The 24803-nt window shown below is 45.1% G+C and carries 27 protein-coding genes, 1 tRNA gene and 1 pseudogene; 24 read left to right on the top strand and 5 right to left on the bottom strand.

Going from position 1 to position 24803, the window contains the following annotated elements:
- Positions 1-83: 83 nt before the first annotated feature.
- The 7 genes from trpB (at position 84) to A7325_RS12160 (ending at position 7962) form a co-directional block, all read left to right on the top strand.
- Positions 84-1358, top strand: a complete 1275-nt coding sequence (gene trpB / locus A7325_RS12190) for a tryptophan synthase subunit beta (RefSeq protein WP_227515014.1) — start codon at positions 84-86, stop codon at positions 1356-1358.
- Positions 1359-1487: 129 nt separating this feature from the next.
- Positions 1488-1982 (top strand): HNH endonuclease, encoded by a 495-nt coding sequence (locus A7325_RS12185; RefSeq protein ID WP_068408513.1) that lies wholly within the window; start codon positions 1488-1490, stop codon positions 1980-1982.
- An 18-nt stretch (positions 1983-2000) separates the two neighbouring features.
- A complete protein-coding gene (trpA, locus tag A7325_RS12180) occupies positions 2001-2825 on the top strand; it encodes a tryptophan synthase subunit alpha (protein WP_068408510.1) in 825 nt (274 codons plus the stop codon).
- A gap of 291 nt (positions 2826-3116) precedes the next feature.
- Positions 3117-4079 (top strand): acetyl-CoA carboxylase, carboxyltransferase subunit beta, encoded by a 963-nt coding sequence (gene accD, locus A7325_RS12175; RefSeq protein ID WP_197488910.1) that lies wholly within the window; start codon positions 3117-3119, stop codon positions 4077-4079.
- A 182-nt stretch (positions 4080-4261) separates the two neighbouring features.
- Positions 4262-5629, top strand: a complete 1368-nt coding sequence (gene folC, locus A7325_RS12170) for a bifunctional tetrahydrofolate synthase/dihydrofolate synthase (protein ID WP_068408508.1) — start codon at positions 4262-4264, stop codon at positions 5627-5629.
- Between the two features lie 276 nt (positions 5630-5905).
- A complete protein-coding gene (locus A7325_RS12165) occupies positions 5906-7105 on the top strand; it encodes a LysM peptidoglycan-binding domain-containing protein (RefSeq protein WP_068408506.1) in 1200 nt (399 codons plus the stop codon).
- A gap of 326 nt (positions 7106-7431) precedes the next feature.
- Positions 7432-7962, top strand: coding sequence for a DUF2726 domain-containing protein (locus A7325_RS12160; protein ID WP_068408504.1), 531 nt, complete (start codon positions 7432-7434; stop codon positions 7960-7962).
- Between the two features lie 15 nt (positions 7963-7977).
- On the opposite strand, the gene A7325_RS12155 is transcribed toward A7325_RS12160, so the two are convergent.
- Positions 7978-8919 (bottom strand): DUF1853 family protein, encoded by a 942-nt coding sequence (locus A7325_RS12155; RefSeq protein WP_068408502.1) that lies wholly within the window; start codon positions 8917-8919, stop codon positions 7978-7980.
- Positions 8920-9061: 142 nt separating this feature from the next.
- On the opposite strand from A7325_RS12155, the gene A7325_RS12150 reads away from it, so the two are divergent.
- Positions 9062-9364: a monooxygenase gene (locus tag A7325_RS12150; RefSeq protein WP_068408500.1), complete on the top strand. Its 303-nt coding sequence runs from the start codon at positions 9062-9064 to the stop codon at positions 9362-9364.
- A gap of 79 nt (positions 9365-9443) precedes the next feature.
- Here A7325_RS12150 and A7325_RS12145 read toward each other — a convergent pair.
- From A7325_RS12145 to gatC, 4 genes are all read right to left on the bottom strand, one after another.
- A tRNA-Pro gene (locus A7325_RS12145) sits at positions 9444-9520 on the bottom strand.
- Positions 9521-9634: 114 nt separating this feature from the next.
- On the bottom strand, positions 9635-11161 hold the full coding sequence (gatB, locus tag A7325_RS12140; protein ID WP_068408498.1) for an Asp-tRNA(Asn)/Glu-tRNA(Gln) amidotransferase subunit GatB: 1527 nt from the start codon (positions 11159-11161) through the stop codon (positions 9635-9637).
- Complete coding sequence (gene gatA, locus A7325_RS12135; protein ID WP_068408496.1) at positions 11161-12663, bottom strand: Asp-tRNA(Asn)/Glu-tRNA(Gln) amidotransferase subunit GatA; 1503 nt, start codon at positions 12661-12663, stop codon at positions 11161-11163. The genes gatB and gatA overlap by 1 nt, the downstream gene beginning before the upstream one ends.
- Before the next feature lie 65 nt (positions 12664-12728).
- Positions 12729-13043 carry an Asp-tRNA(Asn)/Glu-tRNA(Gln) amidotransferase subunit GatC gene (gene gatC / locus A7325_RS12130; protein WP_068408494.1) on the bottom strand — a complete coding sequence of 105 codons (315 nt, stop codon included), beginning with the start codon at positions 13041-13043 and terminating at the stop codon, positions 12729-12731.
- Positions 13044-13757: 714 nt separating this feature from the next.
- Here gatC and A7325_RS12125 point away from each other — a divergent pair.
- From A7325_RS12125 to rpsQ, 16 genes and pseudogenes are all read left to right on the top strand, one after another.
- Entirely contained in the window at positions 13758-14786 is a 1029-nt protein-coding gene (locus A7325_RS12125) for a rod shape-determining protein (RefSeq protein WP_068408492.1), read from the top strand.
- Positions 14787-15031: 245 nt separating this feature from the next.
- Complete coding sequence (gene mreC / locus A7325_RS12120) at positions 15032-15892, top strand: rod shape-determining protein MreC (protein ID WP_068408490.1); 861 nt, start codon at positions 15032-15034, stop codon at positions 15890-15892.
- 202 nt (positions 15893-16094) lie between these two features.
- On the top strand, positions 16095-16580 hold the full coding sequence (mreD, locus tag A7325_RS12115) for a rod shape-determining protein MreD (RefSeq protein ID WP_068408488.1): 486 nt from the start codon (positions 16095-16097) through the stop codon (positions 16578-16580).
- 65 nt (positions 16581-16645) lie between these two features.
- On the top strand, positions 16646-17332 hold the full coding sequence (locus A7325_RS12110) for a Maf family protein (protein ID WP_068408486.1): 687 nt from the start codon (positions 16646-16648) through the stop codon (positions 17330-17332).
- A 226-nt stretch (positions 17333-17558) separates the two neighbouring features.
- Positions 17559-19151: an Rne/Rng family ribonuclease gene (locus tag A7325_RS12105; protein WP_068408484.1), complete on the top strand. Its 1593-nt coding sequence runs from the start codon at positions 17559-17561 to the stop codon at positions 19149-19151.
- A gap of 428 nt (positions 19152-19579) precedes the next feature.
- Positions 19580-19891, top strand: coding sequence for a 30S ribosomal protein S10 (gene rpsJ, locus A7325_RS12100; protein WP_010196670.1), 312 nt, complete (start codon positions 19580-19582; stop codon positions 19889-19891).
- Between the two features lie 47 nt (positions 19892-19938).
- Positions 19939-20577, top strand: coding sequence for a 50S ribosomal protein L3 (gene rplC, locus A7325_RS12095; RefSeq protein ID WP_068408481.1), 639 nt, complete (start codon positions 19939-19941; stop codon positions 20575-20577).
- 14 nt (positions 20578-20591) lie between these two features.
- The gene (rplD, locus tag A7325_RS12090) at positions 20592-21194 is read left to right on the top strand and encodes a 50S ribosomal protein L4 (protein WP_068408479.1); all 603 of its coding nucleotides are present in this window, start codon (positions 20592-20594) and stop codon (positions 21192-21194) included.
- Positions 21191-21541, top strand: coding sequence for a 50S ribosomal protein L23 (gene rplW, locus A7325_RS12085; protein ID WP_068408477.1), 351 nt, complete (start codon positions 21191-21193; stop codon positions 21539-21541). The genes rplD and rplW overlap by 4 nt, the downstream gene beginning before the upstream one ends.
- A gap of 11 nt (positions 21542-21552) precedes the next feature.
- Positions 21553-22380: a 50S ribosomal protein L2 gene (rplB, locus tag A7325_RS12080; RefSeq protein ID WP_068408475.1), complete on the top strand. Its 828-nt coding sequence runs from the start codon at positions 21553-21555 to the stop codon at positions 22378-22380.
- 12 nt (positions 22381-22392) lie between these two features.
- Positions 22393-22668: a 30S ribosomal protein S19 gene (rpsS, locus tag A7325_RS12075; RefSeq protein WP_010196682.1), complete on the top strand. Its 276-nt coding sequence runs from the start codon at positions 22393-22395 to the stop codon at positions 22666-22668.
- Between the two features lie 10 nt (positions 22669-22678).
- Positions 22679-23008 (top strand): 50S ribosomal protein L22, encoded by a 330-nt coding sequence (gene rplV / locus A7325_RS12070; protein ID WP_068408473.1) that lies wholly within the window; start codon positions 22679-22681, stop codon positions 23006-23008.
- 3 nt (positions 23009-23011) lie between these two features.
- A pseudogene (rpsC, locus tag A7325_RS12065) lies at positions 23012-23846 on the top strand (30S ribosomal protein S3).
- Entirely contained in the window at positions 23744-24157 is a 414-nt protein-coding gene (gene rplP / locus A7325_RS12060) for a 50S ribosomal protein L16 (protein ID WP_068034608.1), read from the top strand. Before rpsC ends, rplP begins: the two are co-directional and overlap by 103 nt.
- On the top strand, positions 24157-24354 hold the full coding sequence (gene rpmC, locus A7325_RS12055; protein ID WP_068408469.1) for a 50S ribosomal protein L29: 198 nt from the start codon (positions 24157-24159) through the stop codon (positions 24352-24354). The genes rplP and rpmC overlap by 1 nt, the downstream gene beginning before the upstream one ends.
- A complete protein-coding gene (gene rpsQ / locus A7325_RS12050) occupies positions 24351-24623 on the top strand; it encodes a 30S ribosomal protein S17 (RefSeq protein ID WP_068408467.1) in 273 nt (90 codons plus the stop codon). The genes rpmC and rpsQ overlap by 4 nt, the downstream gene beginning before the upstream one ends.
- Positions 24624-24803: the final 180 nt, after the last annotated feature.

Raw genomic sequence — 24803 nt, 5'->3', positions numbered from 1 at the left:
TTCTATTTGTTAAGTAGCTCATTACCTAAAATCTTTCCCTTTATTTATTCTAAAAAATACCACTTATTATAGTAGGAATTATCATGAGTCATGTCGCAAGCAAAGATGTATCTGCCACGGCTAAAGCTATCAATACCTTTACCAATCCAGAAAACGTCCAAGACTTTAACCAATATCCTGATGCGCGCGGACATTTCGGCGTTCACGGCGGTCGTTTTGTGTCTGAAACCCTGATGGCAGCGCTTGAAGAGCTTGAAACCTTATACACCAAAGTCAAAGCCGATCCGGCATTTTGGGAAGAGTATCATAATGATTTGGTCAATTATGTTGGTCGCCCAACGCCGCTTTATTATGCCAAGCGTTTAAGTGATGAAATTGGCGGCGCACAGATTTACTTTAAGCGTGAAGACTTAAATCATACGGGCGCGCATAAGGTAAATAACACCATTGGGCAGGCACTACTTGCCAAGATGTGTGGTAAAAAACGTATCATCGCTGAGACCGGCGCAGGACAGCATGGCGTCGCAACGGCCACGATAGCTGCGCGCTTAGGGTTAGAGTGTATTGTTTATATGGGTGCCGATGATGTCGAACGCCAAAAGATGAACGTTTATCGTATGCGTTTGCTCGGTGCGACGGTGGTGCCAGTAACTTCAGGGTCGCGGACGCTGAAAGACGCCATGAACGAGGCCATGCGCGACTGGGTGACTAACGTTGATACGACTTATTATATCATTGGCACGGTTGCAGGGCCGCACCCTTATCCACTACTGGTACGTGATTTCCAAGCGATTATCGGTAAAGAAGCCCGTATTCAACATTTAGAAAAAACGGGAAAATTACCTGATGCCTTGGTTGCCTGTGTTGGTGGTGGCTCAAACGCGATTGGTCTATTCTTTGATTTCCTAAATGATACTGACGTCAAAATGTATGGCGTCGAAGCAACGGGCGACGGTATAGAAACGGGTCGCCATTCAGCGCCATTGGCCGCTGGCCGTATCGGCGTATTGCATGGCAATCGTACGTATTTGATGGCGGACGATGAAGGCCAAATCCAAGAGACACATTCTATCTCAGCGGGTCTTGATTATCCGGGCGTTGGCCCTGAGCACAGCTTCTTAAAAGACATGAAGCGTGTTGAATATGTTGGCTGTACCGATAAAGAATCGCTAGAGGGCTTTCATGAAGTGACGCGTAAAGAAGGCATTATCCCTGCGCTTGAATCTGCTCATGCGGTCGCCTACGCGCTGAAGCTGGCTAAAACCATGACGCCTGAGCAAAGCATCATCGTTAATATGTCAGGTCGTGGCGATAAGGATTTGCATTCAGTAATGAAGGCAGAAGGGATTGAGTTATAGATTCGTTTTCTAGCTTAAAAATCATTAATATTTTTCATTTAGTTTGATAGTGCCCTCTATTAAGTTTAATAGAGGGTTCACAATATATATTTATATTATTTAATTTTGAAAAATCAGAGAATTAGTAAGATGGCAAAAGTCACACCCTCTATGGCGAAAAACCAGATTAAACGTAGCCTACTACAGGTTATAGATACTCACCCTAACAAATCTCAGAAGCAGCAAGTTTGGAATTATTTTGATAATAAATGCGCCTATTGCGATATAGTAATTGATCCGAATAGTCGCAAAGGTCATCTTGACCACTTGCAGGCTGTAAAAGATGGCGGTACTAATGAAATCTATAACTTTGTGCTGGCATGCAATATTTGCAATGGTGATGAAAAAAGAGAAATGCCTTGGCGAGAATTCTTAATTAATAAATGCCAAAACTTACCAGATTCGGTTTATGTAAAACGCTTAGTACATATTGAGACTTGGCATCAGAAATCGCTTATTAGTCAGTTAGATGCTGACATATTGTTTCAAATCGATGCCATCATAGAAACCGCTCAAGCGAGTTTTGATAAGTCTATTAAACAGATGCGAGCTTTACGCGATTCAATGACAACAAACTCATTTTAAAATTATAAGAGAACCACTATGACCCGAATTGAAAGTACGTTTGAAACCTTAAAAGCCCAAAATAAAAAAGCCCTGATTCCTTATGTCATGGCAGGCGATCCAACGCCTGGTAACTTTGTTGGCTTACTACACGACTTGGTTGAGCATGGCGCAGATATGATTGAAGTAGGCTTGCCGTTTTCTGATCCAATGGCCGATGGCCCAACTGTTGCATTAGCTGGCGAGCGCGCCTTAGCAGCCGGTACTAGTACGCGTGATGCGCTAAACATGGTGGCAGAATTCCGCAAACAAGATACGCAGACGCCGATTATCCTAATGGGCTATCTGAATCCCGTGGAAATCATCGGTTATGACAATTTTGTCGCCTTATGCGAGCAATCAGGCGTCGATGGTATTTTAATGGTTGATTTACCACCAGCAGAGGCGGGCAGCTTTACGCAGCATTTGACTGAGCATGCGATGAATGAGATTTTTTTATTATCGCCAACGACTTTGCCTGAGCGCCGCGAGCAAGTACTGACCCATTGCGGTGGTTATATTTACTATGTGTCATTAAAAGGCGTGACCGGTTCGGCGACGCTCGATACCGATGATGTGGCTACCCAAGTGCAAGCGATTAAAGCCGAGACCGATTTGCCAGTATGTGTGGGCTTTGGCATTCGTGATGCGGCCTCTGCCAAAGCGATCGGTCAGCACGCCGATGGTATTATCGTTGGAAGTGCACTGGTGCAAAACTTTGCTGATATCGATGCTAAAGATGCGACTGCGGTTGCAGCTGCTCAGCAAAAAATTATGGTAAAAATGGACGAGCTACGCGGCGCACTTGATAGTTTAACCGCCTAAGATTATATCGAGTTTATTGGTATCAAAATTTGAAAGGCTTAGAAGGCTAGCGCAATTTTTATAACAATGTTTATAAAGACACAGGCAAATGACTTTGCTAAAGTTAGTTTACGTGTGTAAACTAACATCACATATAAATTGTTACAGTTGCGCATAAGCGTGCTTTATAACTGCTGATGTTTGTTATAACGATATGTGACTTTTAAATTGATTCTTATAAACGGACTTCTTAGGGACAAGAGAATAAGCCAATTAAACCAAGCTGGCCAACTTGTCGATAAGCCTTTGATAATGGCGAATATTATGACTGATACGATAACAAAATCTGATATGACCACTGCAAATAATACTGAAACAAGCACGACTGAAAAAAATGGCAGTTCCGCTGGGCAATCATGGTTTGAGCGCCCGATACCGGGCATTAAACAGCAACTGACCGCACCTTTGACGGCTGTCGAAACTGAACCGTCAACCAAGTGTAGCAGCTGTCATTCGATGATTACCAATACGGCGCTGATTTTCAATTGCTATGTCTGCCCGCATTGTGACCATCATTTACCGATGAGTGCTCGTGAGCGCTTAAACTGGCTGCTCGACCAGGTAGAGGGTGAGCTAGGACAGCAGTTTACTGCCAAAGACCCATTGAGCTTTGTGGATAGTAAGCCGTATCCGCAGCGCATGAGCGAAGCACAAGACAAAACCGGCGAGTCTGAAGCACTGATTGTGATGTATGGTAAATTGCGCAATCTTGATATCGTGACGTGTGCCTTTGACTTCCGTTTTATGGGTGGCTCTATGGGCTCGGTGGTTGGCGACCGTTTTGTAGAAGCCGCTGAAAAAGCCCTTAAAGATAAAGTACCCTTAGTCTGCTTTGCGGCCTCTGGCGGCGCGCGTATGCAAGAGGGTCTGCTATCCTTGATGCAAATGGCTCGTACGGCGGCGGCGATTGAGCGTTTGCGCTTAGCTGGTGTGCCATATATCGTAGTATTGACCAATCCTGTTTATGGCGGAGTGACGGCATCGCTTGCTATGCTTGGCGATATCCATTTGGCAGAACCAAAGGCCATGATTGGCTTTGCTGGTAAGCGCGTGATTGAACAAACGGTGCGCGAGACGCTAGAAGAGCCGTTCCAGCGTGCCGAGTTCTTGTTAGAGCATGGCGTGGTTGATGAAGTGGTGCACCGTCATCAGCTCATTGATACCATTTACCGTCTGCTAGCAAAACTATGCCGCGTGCCTAATGTTGATGCTTAACATGTGCTGAGCTGGTTTAGTAAACAGGCAATCGAGATCGTTATGACTTAATAGCATTTATCGTTAATCACGGTAAATGCTATTTTTGCTTTTTGGCTAGGTAGTTATATACTGTCTCTATTTCCTAATTAAGTATTTTCTCATTCTCTATTTTCCCGAAAAATTTCATATAGGTTCTGCCCATGTCTGACTCTACCGTTTCTAATTCTAATATTCCTAATCAGCACTCGAGTTTGACCGAATGGCTTGATTATATGCAGCAAATTCATGTCTCGGCGATAGATATGGGCTTGTCACGCGTATTGCCGGTTGCTGAGGCGTTAGGCGTGGTACAGTCAGCCAAAGACGATGCTTATGTATTTACCGTAGCGGGCACCAATGGTAAAGGCTCAACGACCGCGGTCATCGCGCAGATGTGCCAAGCGGCAGGTTATAAAACGGCGCTGTATCAGTCACCGCATCTGAGTGTGTTTAACGAGCGCGTGCGTATCAATGGCGAGATGGTCAGTGATGAGACGTTGATTGATGCCTTTAGCAAAGTAGAAACGGCAAGGTTACAGTGCGCTTTAACCTTATCATTTTTTGAAATGACAACATTGGCAGCATTATTAATCTTTGCTGAAGCAGATTGCGATGTCTGGGTGTTAGAAGTGGGGCTCGGTGGTCGCTTAGATGTGGTCAATATCATTGATCCTGATATGGCGGTGATTACCAATATCGCTATCGATCATGTCGATTGGCTAGGCGATAATGTCGAAGATATTGGCCGTGAAAAAGCAGGTATTTTACGTGATGGTATTCCCTTAATTTATGGTGCTACTGCGATGCCAGCTAGTGTACAGCAAGCGATTGCTACGCATCAGGCAACTTGTTATCAAGCTGGGCAAGACTTTGATTATCGTGAAGTGGATACCGACGTTTGGCAATATAGTAATGCTGCTGTCACTATGCAACTACCGCGTCCAGCACTGTCATTGACCAATACCGCCAATGCTTTATCAGCGGTGCTGGCAAGCCCATTAAATATTGATAAAAGTGCTATTGAACAGGCATTGCAGACGGTCAAGCTTGCCGGTCGCTTTGACTATCGTGAGACCCACAACCGTCATTGGCTGTTTGATGTGGCGCATAACGAGCAAGGCGTTGAGTTTTTATTGGCGCAATTATTACCGCTTTGGCAGCAGCATCTAGCAACGCAAAATAGTTGCGCACACTTAAGTAGTAAACCTGCCAACATTAAAATGCTGTTTTCTATGTTGGGCGATAAGGATATTAAGAAAGTCGTGCAGCGTTTGACTGAAGCGGGCTTGCCGATTAGCGATTGGTTTATCGCTGAGATTGATTATCCACGTGCAGCAAGCACAGAGCAGCTACAAGGTATCTTAGCGAGTTATGTTGATAAGGCACAAGTACATGCGTTTAAACGTTTATCAGAAGCCACCGCTGCCGTTATGAAATGTAGCCAAGCGCAGGACTTAATCGTGGTATGTGGCTCGTTCCATACGATTGGCGAGGCGCTAGCGGGTCTTGATGCTGATAATTTAAATTAAAATCATACTGATTTAATGTTAGTCTTAGCAGGAGTGTGAGGGCAGACAGTATAAAAAATATGCTTTATAATCAAACTGCTTTACCATACTGCTATACAATGCTATGTACAAATTAAAATGGCTATAAACAGCTTGTCTTAGCATTTGAGAAGTGGCTGGACATAACTGGCGGCGATATTAAGTTTCAAAATTGTTTATTAAAGCTATATAAACATAGCTTGGGACGACAGTTGCGCCGCTCAATCAACCTTATTACCAACTAAGAGACGTAAACGGATGAACTTTTCGAGACAAGCCTTATTGGGCATTGGGATGATTATCGGCGGTAGCGTGATGCTATACGCCATGGTGCAACAAATTGGCGATAGCAATAAAACAAAACCTGCTTCAGCGATGATAGAAAAACAAAGCCCGGCGCAAGAATCTCCACAGCCCTTGACGACTGATATCGAGACTGAAAAGCGCATTTTGGCACAAAAACAAAAAGAGCGCGCCGCCCGCGTTGCAGAGCAAGAAAGGCGTGCGCAGAAATTCTTAAGCGAACAAGAGGCAGCTGAAGCGCAAGCATTGGCCAAAGCGCGCGCTGAAAGCCAGCAGTATTTGGCGAGCACCGCACCTGCTAAAGACAAAGAAGCCGAGGACAGTAAAGACACTGAAACAGATACCTTGACAGCGACCAAACCTAGTAAGGATAGCAATAATACTGCTACGGCAGCTGAGAATGATAATAGTGCCCGTGAGCAGAAAAAAGCCGCTCAAGCGCAACAAGAAGCCCAGCGCCAAGCTGTGCTTAAAGAACAAGCAGCCGCTAAAAAGCTAGCAGAGAGTAAAAAGGCAGCGGAAGCAAAAAAGCAGGCAGAGGTTAAAAAACAAGCTGAAGCTGAGAAAAAACAAAAAGCTGCAGAAGTCGCTAAAAATGAAGCGCCAAAATCGCCTACGGATTATCAGGTAAAAAAAGGTGATGGGCTGATTAAACTGGCACGGCAACACAATATGCCCGTAGAAGTCTTGGCACAAGCAAATAACCTTTCACCGTCGACCTCGCTACAACTGGGTCAAAATATTACCATCCCATCGCGTCAGCAGGTAGATCGCCTAGCACGTGAAGCAGCAGCGGCTGAAAAAGCGCGTGAAGAAAAGCGTCAAAAAGAAGAAGCGTTAGCCAAGAAATCTGCCGATGCCAAGCGTGAAGCGCAGCAGAAACTGAGCGCAGCCCGTAAAGAGGTGAAAGAAACCGATGCTAAAGGCAGTTTTGGCGTACAAGTGGCACTCGCGAATGACCAAGCCAAAGCGGATGAGTTGGCAAAAAAATTCCAATCAGCGGGTTATCAAGTCAAAACCAGTCCTACCAGTCGTGGTGTGCGCGTTATCGTTGGCCCTGAGCGCGGCAAAGTCGCCGCTTTGGCGCTAAAAGATAAGATTAATAGCGACCCGAAAGTGAATACCACCAGTGCTTGGGTTTTATACTGGCGCTAAAATAAATTTAAATTGCTGTAATATGATAGCCATTAGCACTAAATAAACCGTGCGATTTTAATTACGCCCGTTTGTATTTTTATCTTTCTCGTTAATTTTATTCAAACACGACATCTATTGTCGTGTTTTTTGTTTTATCGTTTGCCGATTGGGGCCAGCTTGGTTACGATGTGCGCCGCTATTTTCTGTTTCTTCCTGTTCTTTTCTGTACTGTATAACCTGTCAGCCTATAAAGGCTGCCCTGTCGCGGTTAGCTATGTGTCGTCATTTTATTTAATGACATCCTCTACGTAGCTGACGGCTTTCATTATGTATAAGGTAAAACCATGTCATTTGGCGTTATATTTTTAATATTAGCAGTTGGATTTGTTGGGCTGATCACCCTGCCAAAACTGTTTTCTAATAAGCATTCCACTGAGCCTGAGCCGCCACCTGTGCGCGGTGATGAGCTGGCTATTTGGCCATTTGCGCCGATGCCTATCATGACCGATACGGAAGTCATCTTTTTTAAAAAGTTAAAAAATGCGCTGCCCGAATATCATATTTTTGTGCAAGTTCAGCTGTCTCGTATCATCGAAGCAAACAGTGACGAAACCTCGGAGCGTAGCTTTTGGTTTAACCGCATTTGTCGCCAAAGCGTCGACTATGTCATCGTGGACATCGATGCACAGACTACCTTGCTGGCCATCGAGCTTGATGATTGGACGCATAATAGTAAAGCGCGGCAAAAGGCGGACGATAAAAAAGACAAAGCGCTTGCCAGTGCCGGTATTGCTATCGTGCGCTTTCATGCCGAACGCATGCCGAGTGCTGATATGCTCAGATATGAGCTGATGCAGGTAATTGAGAGTTATTAAGTTTATAATAAAAGCTTAACGTATGTCTTTTGCTGGGTCAGGCTTTTTAGGATAAATCACAATCAGCCTGTCACCTTCAAAATATAATCCTGTTCTTAAAATACCGTTTTCAGAATAGATAAGGGATAACTGACGATTGTCATAAAAGTCGCGCTTGCTAAACCATTCAATATAATGGGCGGCGCGTAATGCGGTTACATCAATCGTTGCAAGCGTGGCATTATCAGTTTTATCGCACCATTCGTGCATCGGAAAGCTTGGCGCTAGCCACGCAGGGTAATTAAAATTATAAGTGCCAATTGGCAAAAAGAAACGTCCTTTAATGACGCCATAACGTTTATCAATCTTCACTTGTCCATGTGCCTCGGTATCTAGCCATACTGTACGAAATTGTTTGGTTTGCATATGGGTCATTTTGCGCTGTAAATTATCGTTGGAGTTGATACCGACCCAATTTATCGGCGCAAACGGCGCTGACCCCATAAAAAACTTAATCGCTAATTCCCAATGCTCAACCAGATTGTCTTCATGATTATACAAAATCAAATCAAGCTCGCCTGTTGTCTGCTTGCCATTGTATAACTGCACGTTATTGGCAAGCGTCTCGTACCGATGTAATTTGCGTGCAAAGCCATCTTCTAGCCAAAACGATAACAATCCTTCAAAGTGAAAACCCAAGCGATTGGGGCTAGGAAGTTTTAATAAATAGCGGGTTAATGCCTGATAGTCATTGGTGGTATCCAACTCTTTTAAACGCGGCTTATAAGCTTCAAACTGCTGTTGCCAAAAGTCTGCGCTATGTATTGCAACTTTGTGGGTAGTTTGATGCGGTGCGAAATCCAACCACGTCGTCAAGACGTTAGGGCAGGCGAGTACATACGCCAAATCACGCACAAAAGGTCGCCGATAAGCTTCCCAAGGTGCATAGCTATCAAGGCGCGGCGTAAGCTCCAACATAGGACAAACCAGAGTAAATATAAAGTATTTACCCTAGCGACTTGCTTACTAAAAGTCTATAGCGAATCGTAATATGTTAAGATTGTAGTCATCTGACAGAATGTATGATTGCCAACCCTTCAGTAATACAGAGGATTAAATTATGAAATACCTTTTGCAAATCGACTTTCCTTATAGTGGCCCTTTTGGTAGTGCGTTTTTTGATGCCATGAAAGAGTTGGCTGAAGATATCGCAACCGAAAACGGTTTGGTCTATAAGCTATGGACAGAAAATGAAGCAACGCAAGAAGCGGGCGGTATCTATGTGTTTGATAATTTGGACGATGCCAACAGATATTTAGAAAAGCATAGCCAAAGACTGACTTCATTTGGTTTTAAAGACATCAAATCCAAAGTCTTTGTCATCAATGAAGCGCTAAGTGCGATCACTAAAGCGTCTTTATAATACTTAGTGAAGAATAATGAGCATAAAAAAAGCCAACCATTGATATCAATGGTTGGCTTTTTTGTTTAACTACTATGTTTGGTCGGAACGGCAGGATTTGAACCTGCGACCACTACACCCCCAGTGTAGTGCGCTACCAGACTGCGCTACGCCCCGAATGACTGACTATTTTACGCAAAATTATGCATATTGCAAGGGCTATTTATTTTAGCCAAAATCTACAATCACATTTTACTTATCATAGTCAGTTGCATACACAGTTATTCAACCTTAACCCAATAGCTCTTTTAGGATTTGGTTGACTTGTTGCGGGTTGGCACTGCCACGGCTGGCTTTCATCACTTGCCCAACCAGACCGTTAAAGGCTTTTTCTTTACCGCCGCGATACTCGTCGACCATCGCTTGGTTTTTGGCAATAACCTCTTCAACGATGGCTTTAATTGCGCCCGTATCGGTTTCTTGCTTAAGCCCTTTTTCTTCGATGATTTTATCAGCAGCGTCATCAGCATCGCCGCCTTCGCGCTCATAAAGTGCACTAAAGACTTTTTTGGCCAATTTGCCCGATAAAGTGTCATCTTTGATACGTGCCAGCATGCCAGCCAATTGCTTGGCGCTGATAGGCGAGTCGGCGATGTCTTTATCATCTTTGTTAAGGGCACCGAGTAGATCACCCATGACCCAGTTAGCCGCCATTTTGGCGTCTTGTTGCCCGACCTCAGCGACGACATTTTCAACATAATCGGCGAGCGTACGGCTACCGGTCAAGATGCGAGCGTCGTATTCTGATAGTCCAAGCGCTTCTTCAAAGCGTGCACGGCGAGCAACAGGTAGTTCAGGCATCGCAGCCTTGATGGCATCGACCGTATGCTGCTCGATACGTACGGGCAGTAAGTCAGGATCAGGAAAATAACGATAGTCGTTGGCGTCTTCTTTGGTACGCATGGTACGGGTTTCATCGCGCTCAGGGTCGTATAGCATCGTCGCTTGGATAACTTTACCGCCGTCCTCGATGATGTCGATTTGGCGCTCGATTTCACGATTGATGGCGCGTTCGATAAAGCGGAATGAGTTGAGGTTTTTCAGCTCCGTACGTGTCCCCAAATCTGCGCCCGGTTTACGCACAGAGACGTTACAGTCGCAGCGGAATGAGCCTTCTGCCATAATCGCATCTGAGATATCAAGCCATGTGACCAGCTGGTGAATGGCTTTGATATAAGCAATCGCTTCGGCAGCTGAGCGCATGTCAGGCTCAGAGACGATTTCGATTAATGGCGTTCCAGCACGGTTAAGATCGACACCCGTCATGCCATCGACGGCATCGTGTACGGATTTACCCGCATCTTCTTCTAGGTGCGCGCGGGTGATGCCCATGCGTTTCGGATATTCGTTTTTTTCGCCTTCATTGACCACCACATCGATGTAACCTTTGCCAACGATAGGATTGGCCATTTGGGTGATTTGATAGCCTTTAGGCAAATCTGGATAGAAGTAGTTTTTACGGTCAAAGGTGTTAAATAGACCTAATTCAGCATTGACACCGATACCAAACTTTAAGGCACGATCGACCACGCCCGTATTCAATACAGGCAATACGCCAGGCAGTCCTAAATCAACGATACTGGCTTGGGTATTTGGTTCGTGACCAAAGTCAGTCGGCGCGCTGGAGAATATTTTACTTTCAGTATTAAGTTGGCAATGAATCTCAATCCCGATGACCACTTCATAGCCGTCGACAAACAGCTCTTTGCGGACGATTCCTTGGTGAGCGGCATTATCAGTAGTAGTTGCTGTGTTCATTATACCGTCTCCTTCGCGATGGTAGAGTGTTGTAAATGGTGGTCGGTATGCTGCTGAAATAAATGCACGGTAGAGAGCAGTTTGCTTTCTTGCCAATATTGACCAATCAATTGTAGCCCAATTGGTAAACCGTTTGAGGTTAACCCAACCGGCTGACTAAGGGCAGGGAGACCGGCTAAGTTGACACCGATGGTATATACGTCACCCAAATACATGGTCGCAGGGTCAAGGTCTTCAGCAAGTTTATAAGCTGCTGTTGGCGCGGTAGGACTGGCGATGACATCACAGTTAGCAAAGGCGTCTTCAAAGTCTTGTACGATGAGTCGGCGTACTTTTTGAGCTTTAGTGTAATAGGCATCAAAGTAACCGGCTGATAGCGCGTAAGTTCCGGTTAAGATACGGCGTTGTACTTCAGGGCCAAAGCCTTCTGAGCGTGAGCGCGTGTATAAATCGAGAAGGTCGGTTGGGTTGTCACAGCGATAGCCAAAACGCACGCCATCAAAACGCGATAGGTTCGATGATGCTTCAGCAGGTGCGAGCATATAATAAGTCGCAAGGGTAATTTCAGGGTCAGTGATGTTCACTTCTACAATCGTCGCCCCAAGCGCTTCGTATTGTTTTAGCGCTGCCCGTACGGCTTGCTCGACCTCAGCATCTAAGCCTTTGGTAAAGTACTCTTTTGCAACGCCAATACGTAAGCCTTCTAATGGCTTGGCGGTGTCGCCAGCGGCAGTGACGGCATTGTTTAAATCTTGCACATAATCTGGCATATCATGCTTGATAGAAGTGGCATCGCGTGGGTCATGACCAATCATTGGCTGCAATAAGTAAGCGCAGTCCATCGCACTGCGGCCCATACTACCCGCTTGGTCAAGACTTGACGCATAAGCAATCATACCAAAGCGCGAGATACGACCATACGTTGGTTTAATCCCTGTTAAACCACAAAATGAAGCAGGTTGGCGAATAGAGCCACCAGTATCACTGGCCGTAGCGACTGGGATAAACCCTGCGGCGACGGCAGCGGCACTACCACCTGATGAGCCACCTGGGACGCGCTCAAGATTCCAAGGATTGTGTACCGCGCCATAATGCGAGCTTTCATTATCCGAGCCCATCGCAAACTCATCCATATTGAGCTTACCAAGGCTAATCATGCCGGCTTTATCGATGTTGGTGACGATAGTGGCATCATAAGGTGACACAAAGTTATGCAGCATTTTTGAGCCACAAGTCGTTAAGACACCTTGGGTACAAAAGATATCTTTATGCGCCATTGGCACGCCAAGTAGTGTGCGCTTATCACCTTGGGCACGCATTTCATCAGCGGCTTTTGCTTGCGCGCGCGCGGTTTCGGAGGTGTGGGTGATAAAGCTGTTAATCTTACTGTCGAGCGCGTCGATACGCTTGATATAGTGCTCAGTTAATTCCGCACTGCTAAATTGTTTGTCTTGCAAGCCCGTAATCAGCTGCTGGGTACTTAAAAGGTGAAGTTCAGACATAAGGTGTCGTCCGTCAAAATGTGAATAACATTAAATAAAGTGGAATACGGTAGTTATTGGGGCAATTATTCAATCACTTGTGGCACAAGGTATAAACCCGCTTCAACAGCAGGCGCGACCGATTGATTGCGCTCGCGATTGATATCGTGTTTGGCGACATCGGCGCGCAAATCTTGGCAAACTTCATGAATGTTTGATAAAGGTTTGATACCAGTAGTGTCGACACTGCCAAGCGTTTGCATCAATTTTAATACATCGCTGATATCGTCGGCGTAGCTGCTGGCGGTGTCTTCATCAACACCGAGGCGTGCAAGGCGGGCGACTTCTAAGATTTCTTGGCGGCTGACATTGCTTTCAGCGGCGAGGGTTTGCTGTGACATAGTTTCTCCAGTGAAGGATGGTTTTTATTAGAGTAGGGATAAAAATAGGTAATGACTAACAACTAATAACTAAATAAAGTAATAATGTTTAAAATACACGCAAATAAACGATCTACCTGAGTATTTTATAAAGAGTGCCTTTATTATAAAGCATCTCACCGAAGATTACAGAGCAGGGCATCGATTGCTGCTGTATCTTTACTAACTTTACTCAAATAAGAGCGTTACAAAATTGACCGAATAGTTATGGATTGATTGTCAATTGCTCAGCATTGCGTTCAGAAATACGTTACAGTATGCAGCCACTGCTCAGCGAAACGTTAAGTAAATGCCTTTAAGTGCCTTTAAATGTCTTAGCAAAACCCGCCACAGCAATAATACTTGGTGATCGCGCCTTGTTAGTGTTTGAATTAAATGATGTTTCATTAAATGGCATGCTCTGCTCTGTCATTTCAAACTTTGTAACATCTTTTCGCGTTTAACGGCAAAATCCTAGCGTACTGATGCAAATTTCTGTGTTTTTTTTGAGCTAAATCGGTATAATTTAGCTCAGTTTTTTCATTTCATCATTATTGCTTCGGTTTGACTTGCTGCGATGATAAACTCGCGCCATCGGTCATGTCTTACGACGACCTGCTCAACACTGACGAGTAACCCTCAGTCAATTTCGTTCGCCTCATTCGCCTCATTTGTAATACGCTGGATATATTAGCCATGAACCCGTTTGGATTTTTATCAAATAATATCGCAATCGACCTCGGTACTGCGAACACCCTTATCTTTATTCCTGGCAAAGGGGTGGTGCTCGACGAGCCTACAGTGGTCGCGCTACGTAGTAATCGTACCCAAAACCCTACTGTCGCCGCCGTTGGTATTGATGCCAAACAGATGCTAGGGCGTACGCCTGCCAATATCACGGCTATCCGCCCATTAAAAGATGGCGTGATTGCAGACTTTGAAGTGACACAAAAAATGCTCAAGCATTTTATCACTAAAGTAAAAGCCAAGCGTTTTATGGCACACCCCAACGTAGTGGTTTGTGTGCCTTGCAAATCGACGTTGGTTGAGCGTAAAGCGATTCGTGAAGCGGTATCGTCGGCTGGCGCGAGCAAAGTCTTGTTGCTAGAAGAGCCTATGGCCGCCGCTATCGGTGCTGGCATGCCCGTGCATGAAGCCAGTGGTTCAATGGTCGTTGATATCGGTGGTGGCACCACTGAGATTGCTGTTATCGCGCTGTCAGGCTGCGTCTATGCCGAGTCGATTCGTATCGGCGGCGATATGTTTGATGAAGCGATTATTACTCATGTGCGCCGTACGCATGGTTGCGTGATTGGTGAAACCACCGCTGAGCGTATCAAGCAAGAAGTGGGTTCGGCATTAAATGAAGACAGCCAGTTAGAAGTTGAAGTTCGCGGTCGTAGTATGGCAGAAGGCGTACCAAAGACCTTTACAGTCAATTCAGAAGAAGTACAAAAGGCCCTCAGCGACCCATTAAGCGGTATCGTCAGCGCAGTAAAAGCAGCGCTTGAGCAAACGCCGCCTGAGCTGTCATCAGACATCGCTGAGCGCGGTATTGTCTTGACGGGCGGCGGTGCATTGCTGCGTGATTTAGACAAGCTTATCTCTAAAGAAACCGGTCTGCCTGTAACGGTCGCTGAAGAGCCATTGACTTGTGTCAGCCGTGGCGGCGGTATTGCGCTTGATTTTATCAACAACAAAAGCCTAAATATGATTTTTGTTTAAGTTGTAAATATTACCGCGCTATAAAAATTGTTTGATTCTATTTGTTTTTTCCTATTAAAGGTAGCCAATAAGGTTGCCTTTAATGACATTTAGCCATACCAAAATGCAATAGCAGAACGATATCAGCTAAACGTCGCTAATAATATATCGACATTATTTTAAACTGACGCTATAGGCTGATATTTGTTGCTCTTATGGCGCGTCGCAGATATTGCTCACCTTAAAACCTCTAAATTAGACCAATTATGATTCCAAGTATTTTTGCTCGTCAGCCGCTCGCGCTTCGTAAGACTGCTATCGTATTGATAGTGGCGCTGGTATTGATGTGGTTTGATAGCAAAAATCCAGAATGGTTTAAGCCGATACGCTTGACCACCCATGCCGCCATGCAGCCTATTTATGAGCTGTCGTTATTACCAAGTTATGCAAAACACTGGTCGAGCGGCAGCTTGCAGTCCAAAGAAGCGCTACGCCGTGAAAACATGCAGCTAAAAACGCAACTTATCCATGCCCAAGCTAAGCTGCAGCAGCAGGATTATGTCTTGGCACAAAACGCGCGCTTGCAAGGTATCTTATCGACCACGCGCCCTGAGCAATTTGATTTAAACCTAGCGCAAGTGATTGGAACGGATACCAATCTGCTCAGACAAATTGTGGTACTGAATAAAGGCGAGCAAGATGGCGTGCAAGTGGGTCAAACGGTCATCGATGAAGTGGGCATTTTAGGTCAGATTATTAATGTCTACCCCAATACCAGTCGCTTATTGCTGATTACCGATGAGCAGCAATCGGTTGCTGTGACCGTCAAACGTACCGGACAGCGGGCTATCGTCACGGGCGAGGGCATACCGACCTCATTACGCCTTAATTACGTCTTTAAAACCTCAGATGTGCGCGTCGGCGATGAGCTGGTGTCATCAGGCTTGGGTGGACGTATTCCGGCGGGCTATCGCGTTGGTCGCATTGCCCATGTCGAAGACACGCAAGAAGATAACTTTAGAAGTATTGAAGTCACGCCAGCGGCAAACTTTATCGACAATGCTTATGTCTTGGTGCTGCAAGATAAACTGGTTAATAGAAGAAATGCTGGTATTAAAGAAAACTAAGGGCTTGTCAGCTTACTCATAAGTCCACTTTGCGCGTCATTATTGATAGCCTAGACATTTGCACAGACATTTACATAGACGTCTGGATAGACAGATAAGATAAATAGTATTCAAAATTATTTGGTCAACTAGCGTTGCTACTCTTTTCAATATTAACTGAACGATTAAATAGCTGCTAAACTCTCGCTAAAGGTAAGTATTCATGGCATACGCGGATTTTGATGATGCAACTGGGGTACTCCCGGCCTTGATTATACTGAGTTTTATTATTGCCTCATCGCTGAGCGTCTATCCTTTAAGCCCAAGTATGGCAGCACTGCGTCCAATGGTCATGATCATGGTGCTGATTTTTTGGTTACTGTTTCAGCCGCGCTACGTCGGGATTTTTAGCGCCTTTGCTATCGGCATTATCGCCGATTTATTAATGGATACCCACTTAGGTCAGCAAGCGTTCGCCGCCGTTATGGTAGCGATGGTCATAAAAATCACCAGTATTTATATCAGACAGCTTAATACCATTAGCGCTTGGCTTATTGCGAGCTTAGGATTGGTTGTTTTCCAAGTCAGCTTATGGATATTGCAACTATTTATCCAAAATACCTTTGTTGCCCAATCTGCTCTATCGTTGCTTATGAGTATCATCAGCTGGCCATTAGTGTTATTAGCATTACGGAGATTTGCACGCTAGTTTTTTACATTTATTTGTTTCATAAAGCTGAAAAACCATAAATTTATAAAATAAGAGTTAACACAATGAATCTCATTTTAGCGTCTGGCTCGCCGCGGCGTCACGAGCTGCTAACCAGAGCGCAACTAAACTTTACGGTTATGAGCGTCGATATTGATGAAACGCCACACGCGAATGAATCTCCTAAAGATTACATTGAACGTATGGTTGCTAGCAAAGCAGAAGCGGCGCTAGAGCAATTGAATAAAGAGCTAAATAAAAAGTTAAACGACAGGCAAACTGATTTGTCTGCATCTCTAATTATTTTAACCGCTGATACCATTGGCGTCTTAGCCGATGGCAAAACGGTATTGGTCAAGCCCGACAGCCGAGCAGACGCTTACCGCATGTGGCAACAGATGTCTGATGACACCCACCAAGTATGGACAGCAGTGCAAGCAACTGAAGTATTGTTATCTGCTAAGTCTTCAAGCTCTCCAACCTCCGGCAGAGCATTTCAGATCGTGAATCAACAACAAATCACTGAGCGCACCGATGTCACCTTTATTTCTTTAACCGAAGAGATGATGCAAAACTATTGGGACAGCGGCGAGCCTGCTGATAAAGCTGGTGGTTATGGTATTCAGGGTTTGGGCGCCGCCTGGGTAAGCCGCATTAATGGCAGCTATACCAATGTGGTTGGTTTGCCGCTGGCACAAACTATGGCGTTGATTAAAAATATCACAACTGTTAGCGGCAATAAGAAAACCTAAGCACTGAAGAAATAAACTGAGTAAACAAATAGGTTAGAGTAAAGCGTATTTGGTTTAAGACAATTAAACGGCTAATTTTATATGAACTGGCAAAAGGCTATCACTCAATCATTTGCACATAATGACACGCTAGGATAATGGGCAAACCCAAGGTGCATTTGTTACACTGTGAGGCTACCAAACGATGAACGCTTCACAAGAAAGCTGAGTGCTAAGAGAAAATATTATGTCCGAAGAGCTGCTGATTAATATTAGTCCCATGGAATCGCGCGTCGCCGTGTTAGATAACGGGGTGTTGGGCGAGATTTATATCGAGCGTCATCATAAACTGGGCTTGGTCGGTAATATTTATTTGGGCACGGTAGTACGCGTGCTTCCGGGTATGCAAGCGGCTTTTGTCGATATCGGCCAGTCACGCACGGCGTTTTTACATGTCAATGATATGCAGCGCGAACCGCGTCCTGTCAGCGAGAGCAAAAATAAGACCTCAGAAAATACTGATAACGAACGTCCTGTTATCGAAGCTACCGCTGATGATTTGGCGGTGACGCCGCCTGTGGTCAGTGCGCACAGTACTGAGGTTGTAGCTGTTACAAAATCTCTTATCCAGCATCGGCTGCACGAAGGCCAACGTATCTTAGTACAAGTTACCAAAGACCAGCTCGGTAGCAAGGGCGCGCGTTTAACCACCAATATATCGCTGCCATCACGTTACTTGGTGTATCTGCCGTCGAGCGACCATATCGGTATCTCGCAGCGTATTGATGGCGAAGAAGAACGTACTCGTCTCAAGACTGAACTTGCGAGCCTGATGCAAACGGTCAACCTACAAGGTGGCCTGATTGCGCGTACCGCCGCTGAGCGTGTACCGGTTAATAAACTCGAAGAAGATATCTACTATTTATTGCAGCTCTGGCGCACCATTTGCGCCCGTCGCCAAGAAACAAAACCAAATCAAAGCTCTGAGCTTATTTATCAAGAATTATCACTGCCGCTGCGCTCCATTCGTGACTTGGTGCATGCCGATACCGAAAAAGTAGTGATTGATAACGCGCAAATCTATGAGCAAGTCCGTTACTTTGCCAAAGAGTTTGTGCCTTTCATCTACGACCGTATTGTGCATTATACTGCCGAGCCGTCCTTGTTTGACGTCCACCGTGTCGAGGATGATTTGCGCGATGCCCTAAAACGCCGTGTTGATTTAAAGTCTGGTGGCTATCTGATTATCGATCAAACCGAAGCCATGACCACCATTGACGTCAATACCGGCTCTTTTGTCGGCGGTCGCTCGTTAGAAGATACGGTATATAAAACCAATTTAGAAGCCACTCACGCCATCGCACGCCAGCTACGCCTGCGTAATCTTGGCGGCATTATTATCTTAGATTTTATTGATATGCTTGAGCAGCAGCATAAAGACGATATTTTAGAGAGCCTGCAAGCGCAGTTGGCGCAGGACTACGCCAAAACCAAAATCACCCAAGTCAGTGAGCTTGGGCTGGTTGAAATGACGCGTAAACGCACCCGTGAGTCGCTTGGACAGCAGCTATGTGAGCCCTGCTCAACCTGTCAGGGTCGCGGCTTTGTTAAAACGGCTGAAACTGTCTGCTTTGAGATATTTCGCGAGATCATGCGCTGTGCGCGAACTTATAACTCGCCCAAGAAATTTACCGTGGTTGCCCATGCTGCCGTCATTGACTTACTGTTGACCACCGAATCAGACACCGTCGCAGATTTAGAGTATCTATTAGGTAGAGTGATTACCTTTGAGGTCGAAAATCTCTATACCCAAGAGCAATATGACATCGTTTTGGATTAGTGCCAGCGTAAACTTATACCATTATAAAGTATCTTAAATGAGGTTTTGATAAGGAAACTATCGATAAAAACGCTTGTTTATAAAGGGGGATATCTCAAAACACTGCCGATATTACCCTTGCAATGAGTGAAATACTATGTATAATACACACCACTGAATTATATATGCGCAGCCAATTAAACAGCTGGCGCTATGACAGCTAGAGCATCGTTTCTAGCACTATTTCATTATGCCTTTGCTGACATCCTATAATGGAAGGGTCGGCGGGGCTTTAAACTATTTTGCTTTTGGCACGCTATAAGTTCCGGTAACGAACTCATTCTGGTTAAGAACAGAAGGCCGCTTAAAGTGAATATTTAACCAAACGGCTTTTGCTCATATCTTTGCAAAGCAAGAATGACAAAAGCACATATTAGGAGCTTGCTGGCATGGCTAACCAGAGAATCCGTATCCGTCTTAAGTCTTTTGATCATCGTCTGATTGATCAATCTGCACAAGAGATCGTTGATACTGCAAAGCGCACCGGTGCGCAAGTTTGTGGTCCTGTACCGTTGCCGACTCGCATTGAGCGCTTCAACGTTCTAACCTCACCACACGTTAATAAAGACGCTCGTGACCAGTACGAAATCCGTACTCATAAGCGTATGGTTGATATCGTTCAGCCTACCGACAAAACTGTGGATGCGCTAATGAAGTTAGACTTAGCGGCGGGTGTTGACGTTCAAATTGCTTTGGGTTAATGCAAAACACACCCAACCCATTAATATAAGATATAAAGAGGTCTAAAATGGCGATCGGTTTAGTCGGTAAAAAATGCGGCATGACCCGTATCTTCACTGAAGCAGGCGAATCTATTCCTGTCACAGTGGTTGAGGTCCATGCTAACCGCATTACTCAAGTAAAAAATACTGATGTAGATGGCTATCAAGCCATTCAAGTTACCACAGGTACTCGTCGTGACAGCCGCGTAACTGCTGCACAAAAAGGTCACTTCGCTAAAGCTGGCGTTGCAGCTGGCCGTGGTGTATGGGAGTTTCGTGCCAATGACAGCGATCTTGAAGGTCGTGAAATTGGTGGTGAGATCCTAGCTGACTTGTTCGAACAAGGTCAGATTGTAGATGTCACAGGACAGAGTAAAGGTAAAGGCTTTCAAGGCGGCGTAAAGCGTCACAACTTTAGCATGCAAGATGCCACTCATGGTAACTCAGTGTCTCACCGTGTCCTTGGTTCAACTGGTCAAAACCAGTCACCAGGTAAAGTCTTCAAAGGCAAAAAAATGCCAGGTCAAATGGGTAACAAACGCGTTACCGTTCAGGGCCTAGAAGTGATATCGGTTGATGTTGAAAAAGGGTTACTTGTCATCAAGGGTGCTATCCCAGGTGCCACCGGTGGCGATGTCATCGTACGTCCGTCAGTCAAAGCCTAAGCAAGGGGATTAACGTGGATTTAAAAACAGTTACAGGGGCGGCAGTTGAGCTTTCTGATACGGCTTTCGGTCGTGAATTCAACGAAGCATTAGTGCATCAGGTCGTCACCGCATATCTTGCTGGTGCTCGTCAAGGTACACGCGCTCAAAAAACCCGTGCCGAAGTTTCTGGTGGTGGCATCAAGCCATGGCGCCAAAAAGGTACTGGTCGCGCTCGTGCAGGTTCTATTCGTAGCCCAATCTGGCGTTCAGGTGGTCGTGCATTCGCAGCCAAACCACAAGATTGGTCACAGAAAGTTAACCGCAAAATGTATCGCGGTGCGATGCAGTGTATCCTAGCCGAATTGATTCGCCAAGAGCGTTTGATTTTGGTTGAAGAGCTAAGCGTTTCTGGTCCTAAGACCAAAGAGCTGATTGCAAAGTTAAATGATTTGGGCGCACCTCGTGCACTCATCGTCACCAAAGAAGTTGACGAAAATCTATACTTAGCTGCGCGCAACATCCCACACGTCAATGTACTTGGTACAAACGAAGTGGATCCAGTGAGCTTGATTGCTTTTGATAAGGTAATCATGTCAGTTGAAGCTGCGAAACAATTTGAGGAAGCACTAGCATGAATAACGCAAGACTTTATCAGGTCTTAAGAGGGCCTGTATTCTCAGAAAAATCTCAAATGCTTGGCGACTCACTTGGTGTACAGGTATTTAAAGTTGACTCTAATGCTACTAAGCTTGAAGTCAAAAAAGCGGTTGAGATGATGTTCGAAGGCGTTGAAGTTTTAAAAGTAAACACTTTGAATGTTAAAGGTAAGACAAAGCGTTTTGGTAAAAATATCGGCCGTCGTAATGACTATAAAAAAGCCTACGTTACCTTAAAAGCTGGTCAAGATGTACAAATGGCTGATGCTGGTGAAGAAGTCGCAAACACGACTGCTTCTACTAGTGAAACAGCGAACAACGAATAAGGATTACACTCATGCCTATCGTAAAAGCAAAGCCAACATCACCAGGCCGTCGTTTTGTTGAAAAAGTGGTGCATCCACACCTTTACAAAGGTCGTCCTTTTGCAGCGCTTCTCGAATCAAAAAGTAAGTCAGGTGGTCGTAACAATAATGGTCGCATCACGACTCGTCACGTTGGTGGTGGTCATAAGCAGCATTATCGTATTATCGATTTTAAACGTACTAAAGACAATATCCCAGCTGTGGTTGAGCGTATCGAATACGATCCTAACCGTACTGCACACATTGCTTTACTTAAGTACGCTGACGGCGAACGTCGCTATATCATTGCTGCTAAAAAACAAGCAGTTGGCGATACCGTCATGTCAGGAGAGAACTCTCCAATCCGTCCAGGTAACTGCTTACCACTGAAAAACATCCCATTGGGTACTGTGATTCACAATATCGAACTTAAAATCGGTAAAGGTGCACAGCTAGCTCGTTCTGCGGGTGCCAGCGTTCAGCTACTAGGTCGTGACGGTATTTATGCTATTCTACGTCTACGCTCAGGTGAAACTCGCCGCGTACACGTGAACTGCCGTGCTGTTATTGGTGAAGTTTCTAACACTGAAAATAACTTGAAATCACTTGGTAAAGCCGGTGCTTCACGTTGGCGCGGTGTTCGTCCTTCTGTTCGTGGTGTCGCTATGAACCCGGTTGATCACCCACACGGTGGTGGTGAAGGTCGTAACAAAGGTCGCCATCCAACCAGCCCTTGGGGTCAGAAGTCTAAAGGACTTAAAACGCGTCATAATAAGCGTACTGACAGTATGATCATCCGCCGCCGCGCCAAGAAGAAATAAAGGAAGAATTTCATGCCTCGTTCATTGAAAAAAGGTCCATTCATAGACGCGCACTTATTTGCTAAAGTTGAGAATGCATTAGATACCAACTCACGCAAACCAATTAAAACTTGGTCGCGCCGCTCGATGATTTTGCCACAAATGGTTGGCCTAACCTTATCTGTTCACAACGGCCGTACTCACGTACCGGTTATCGTAAGCGAGCAGATGGTTGGTCATAAACTAGGTGAATTTGCCCCGACTCGTACATATCGTGGTCATGGCATTGACAAGAAAGCTAAGAGATAAGGTGCTTACCATGGAAGTAACTGCAAAATTACGCGGTGCCGCCATATCGGCACAAAAAGTTAGACTCGTTGCTGATGAAGTTCGTGGCAAATCTATCGAGCGTGCTTTGGATATCCTAACGTATAGTAATAAAAAAGGCGCTGTCTTCGTTAAGAAATGTCTTGACTCAGCCATCGCCAATGCCGAACACAACAACGGTTTAGATATCGATACTCTTAAAGTATCAACCATCTACGTTGATGAAGGCATTACGCTAAAACGTATCCTACCACGTGCTAAAGGTCGCGCTGATCGTATCAGTAAGCGTACTTGTCACATCACTATAAAGGTAGGAGAATAAGTTATGGGTCAAAAAGTACATCCAATCGGAATTCGTCTTGGTGTTGTCAAAAAGCATAACGCAAACTGGTATGCTAACCCTAAACAATACTCAGAATACCTCATCAACGACATTCAAGTTCGTGAGTATCTACGCAAAAAACTAGACAACGCTATGATCAGCAACATTATGATTGAGCGTCCTACTGGTGCTGCTAAGATTACCATCGCCACTGCGCGTCCTGGTATTGTTATCGGTAAAAAAGGCGAAGATATCGAAAGACTTCAAAAAGAATTGACCAAAATTATGGGCGTACCTGCTCAGGTCAACATTGAAGAAATCACATCACCTGATCTTGATGCACGTTTGGTAGCAGACGGTATCGGCAGCCAGCTTGAGCGCCGTGTTATGTTCCGTCGTGCGATGAAACGCGCCGTACAGAACAGCATGCGTTCTGGTGCTAAAGGTATCAAAGTTGAGCTGTCTGGCCGTCTTGGCGGTGCTGAGATTGCTCGTACTGAATGGTACCGTGAAGGTCGTGTGCCATTGCATACACTCCGCGCTGATATTGACTACGCGTCAATTCGTGCAGAAACCACATACGGCACTATCGGTGTAAAAGTTTGGATTTTCCGTGGCGAAATCCTTGACGGTATGAACAGCGTATACAATCCCGTCAAAGAAGAGCAGACTCGTGCGCCAAAACGCCGTGGTCGTGGAAACGGAAACCGTCGAAACACAGACAGAGGTTAAACTATGTTACAGCCAAAACGTACCAAGTTTCGTAAAATGCACAAAGGTCGTAACACAGGTCTTGCTCACCGTGGAAGCACCGTTGCATTCGGACAAATTGGTCTAAAATCGTTGACTCGTGGTCGTATGACTGCCCGTCAAATTGAAGCAGCACGTCGTACCATCACTCGTAAAATCAAGCGTGGCGGTAAGATTTGGATTCGTGTATTCCCAGACAAACCTATTACCAACAAACCACTAGAAGTACGTATGGGTAAAGGTAAAGGTCCAGTTGAGTATTGGGTATGTGAAATCAAACCTGGTAAAGTGCTATATGAACTCGAAGGGGTTTCAGAAGAACTTGCTCGCGAAGCGTTAACGCTTGCTGCAGCAAAACTGCCCTTTAAAACTACCATTGTTAAGCGGACGATAATGTAATGAAGATCAGTGAATTACGTGATAAATCATTAGAAGAACTGACTCAGTTACTTGATGAAAAGCAACTTGATGCTTTCCGTATTCGTATGGCTAAAGCAACGGGTCAGTTGGGTAACACCCATGAAGTCAGAAGCAATCGTCGCACGATTGCTCAGATTCAGACTTTGATTAACGAGAAACAACGAGGCGACTCATGAGCGATAACAATCAAACAGCTAATGCTAGCGTATTGACAGGACGAGTTGTCAGCGACAAGATGGACAAATCCATCACAGTTTTGATTGAGCGTCTGGTTCGTCATCCTTTGTATGGCAAACAGCTTCGTCGTTCTACAAAAATCAAAGCTCATGATGAAGATAACGTTTGTCAACAAGGCGACCTTGTCCGCATCAAAGAAACGCGTCCAATCTCAAAAACCAAGTCTTGGACTTTGGTTGAAGTGGTTGAAAAAGTAGAAAAAATCTAAGTAAATTGCATTAAAAGCCAGAAGCTGTTAAAATAGCCGCCTTTTTAAGGATGCTGATTGCGCCGAGCGTATATCACTCACATTAAGAGTAGCAGCGGTTATTAATATTAAAATGCCGACTACTCATTCTGTGCTAGCGGCAGCAACTGGTTTTTATTGCTCATACGTGTGGAGTAACGC

It is taken from the genome of Psychrobacter sp. SHUES1, from assembly GCF_001652315.1.
GTDB lineage: Bacteria > Pseudomonadota > Gammaproteobacteria > Pseudomonadales > Moraxellaceae > Psychrobacter > Psychrobacter faecalis.
This window is presented reverse-complemented; position numbering and strand designations above follow the sequence as displayed.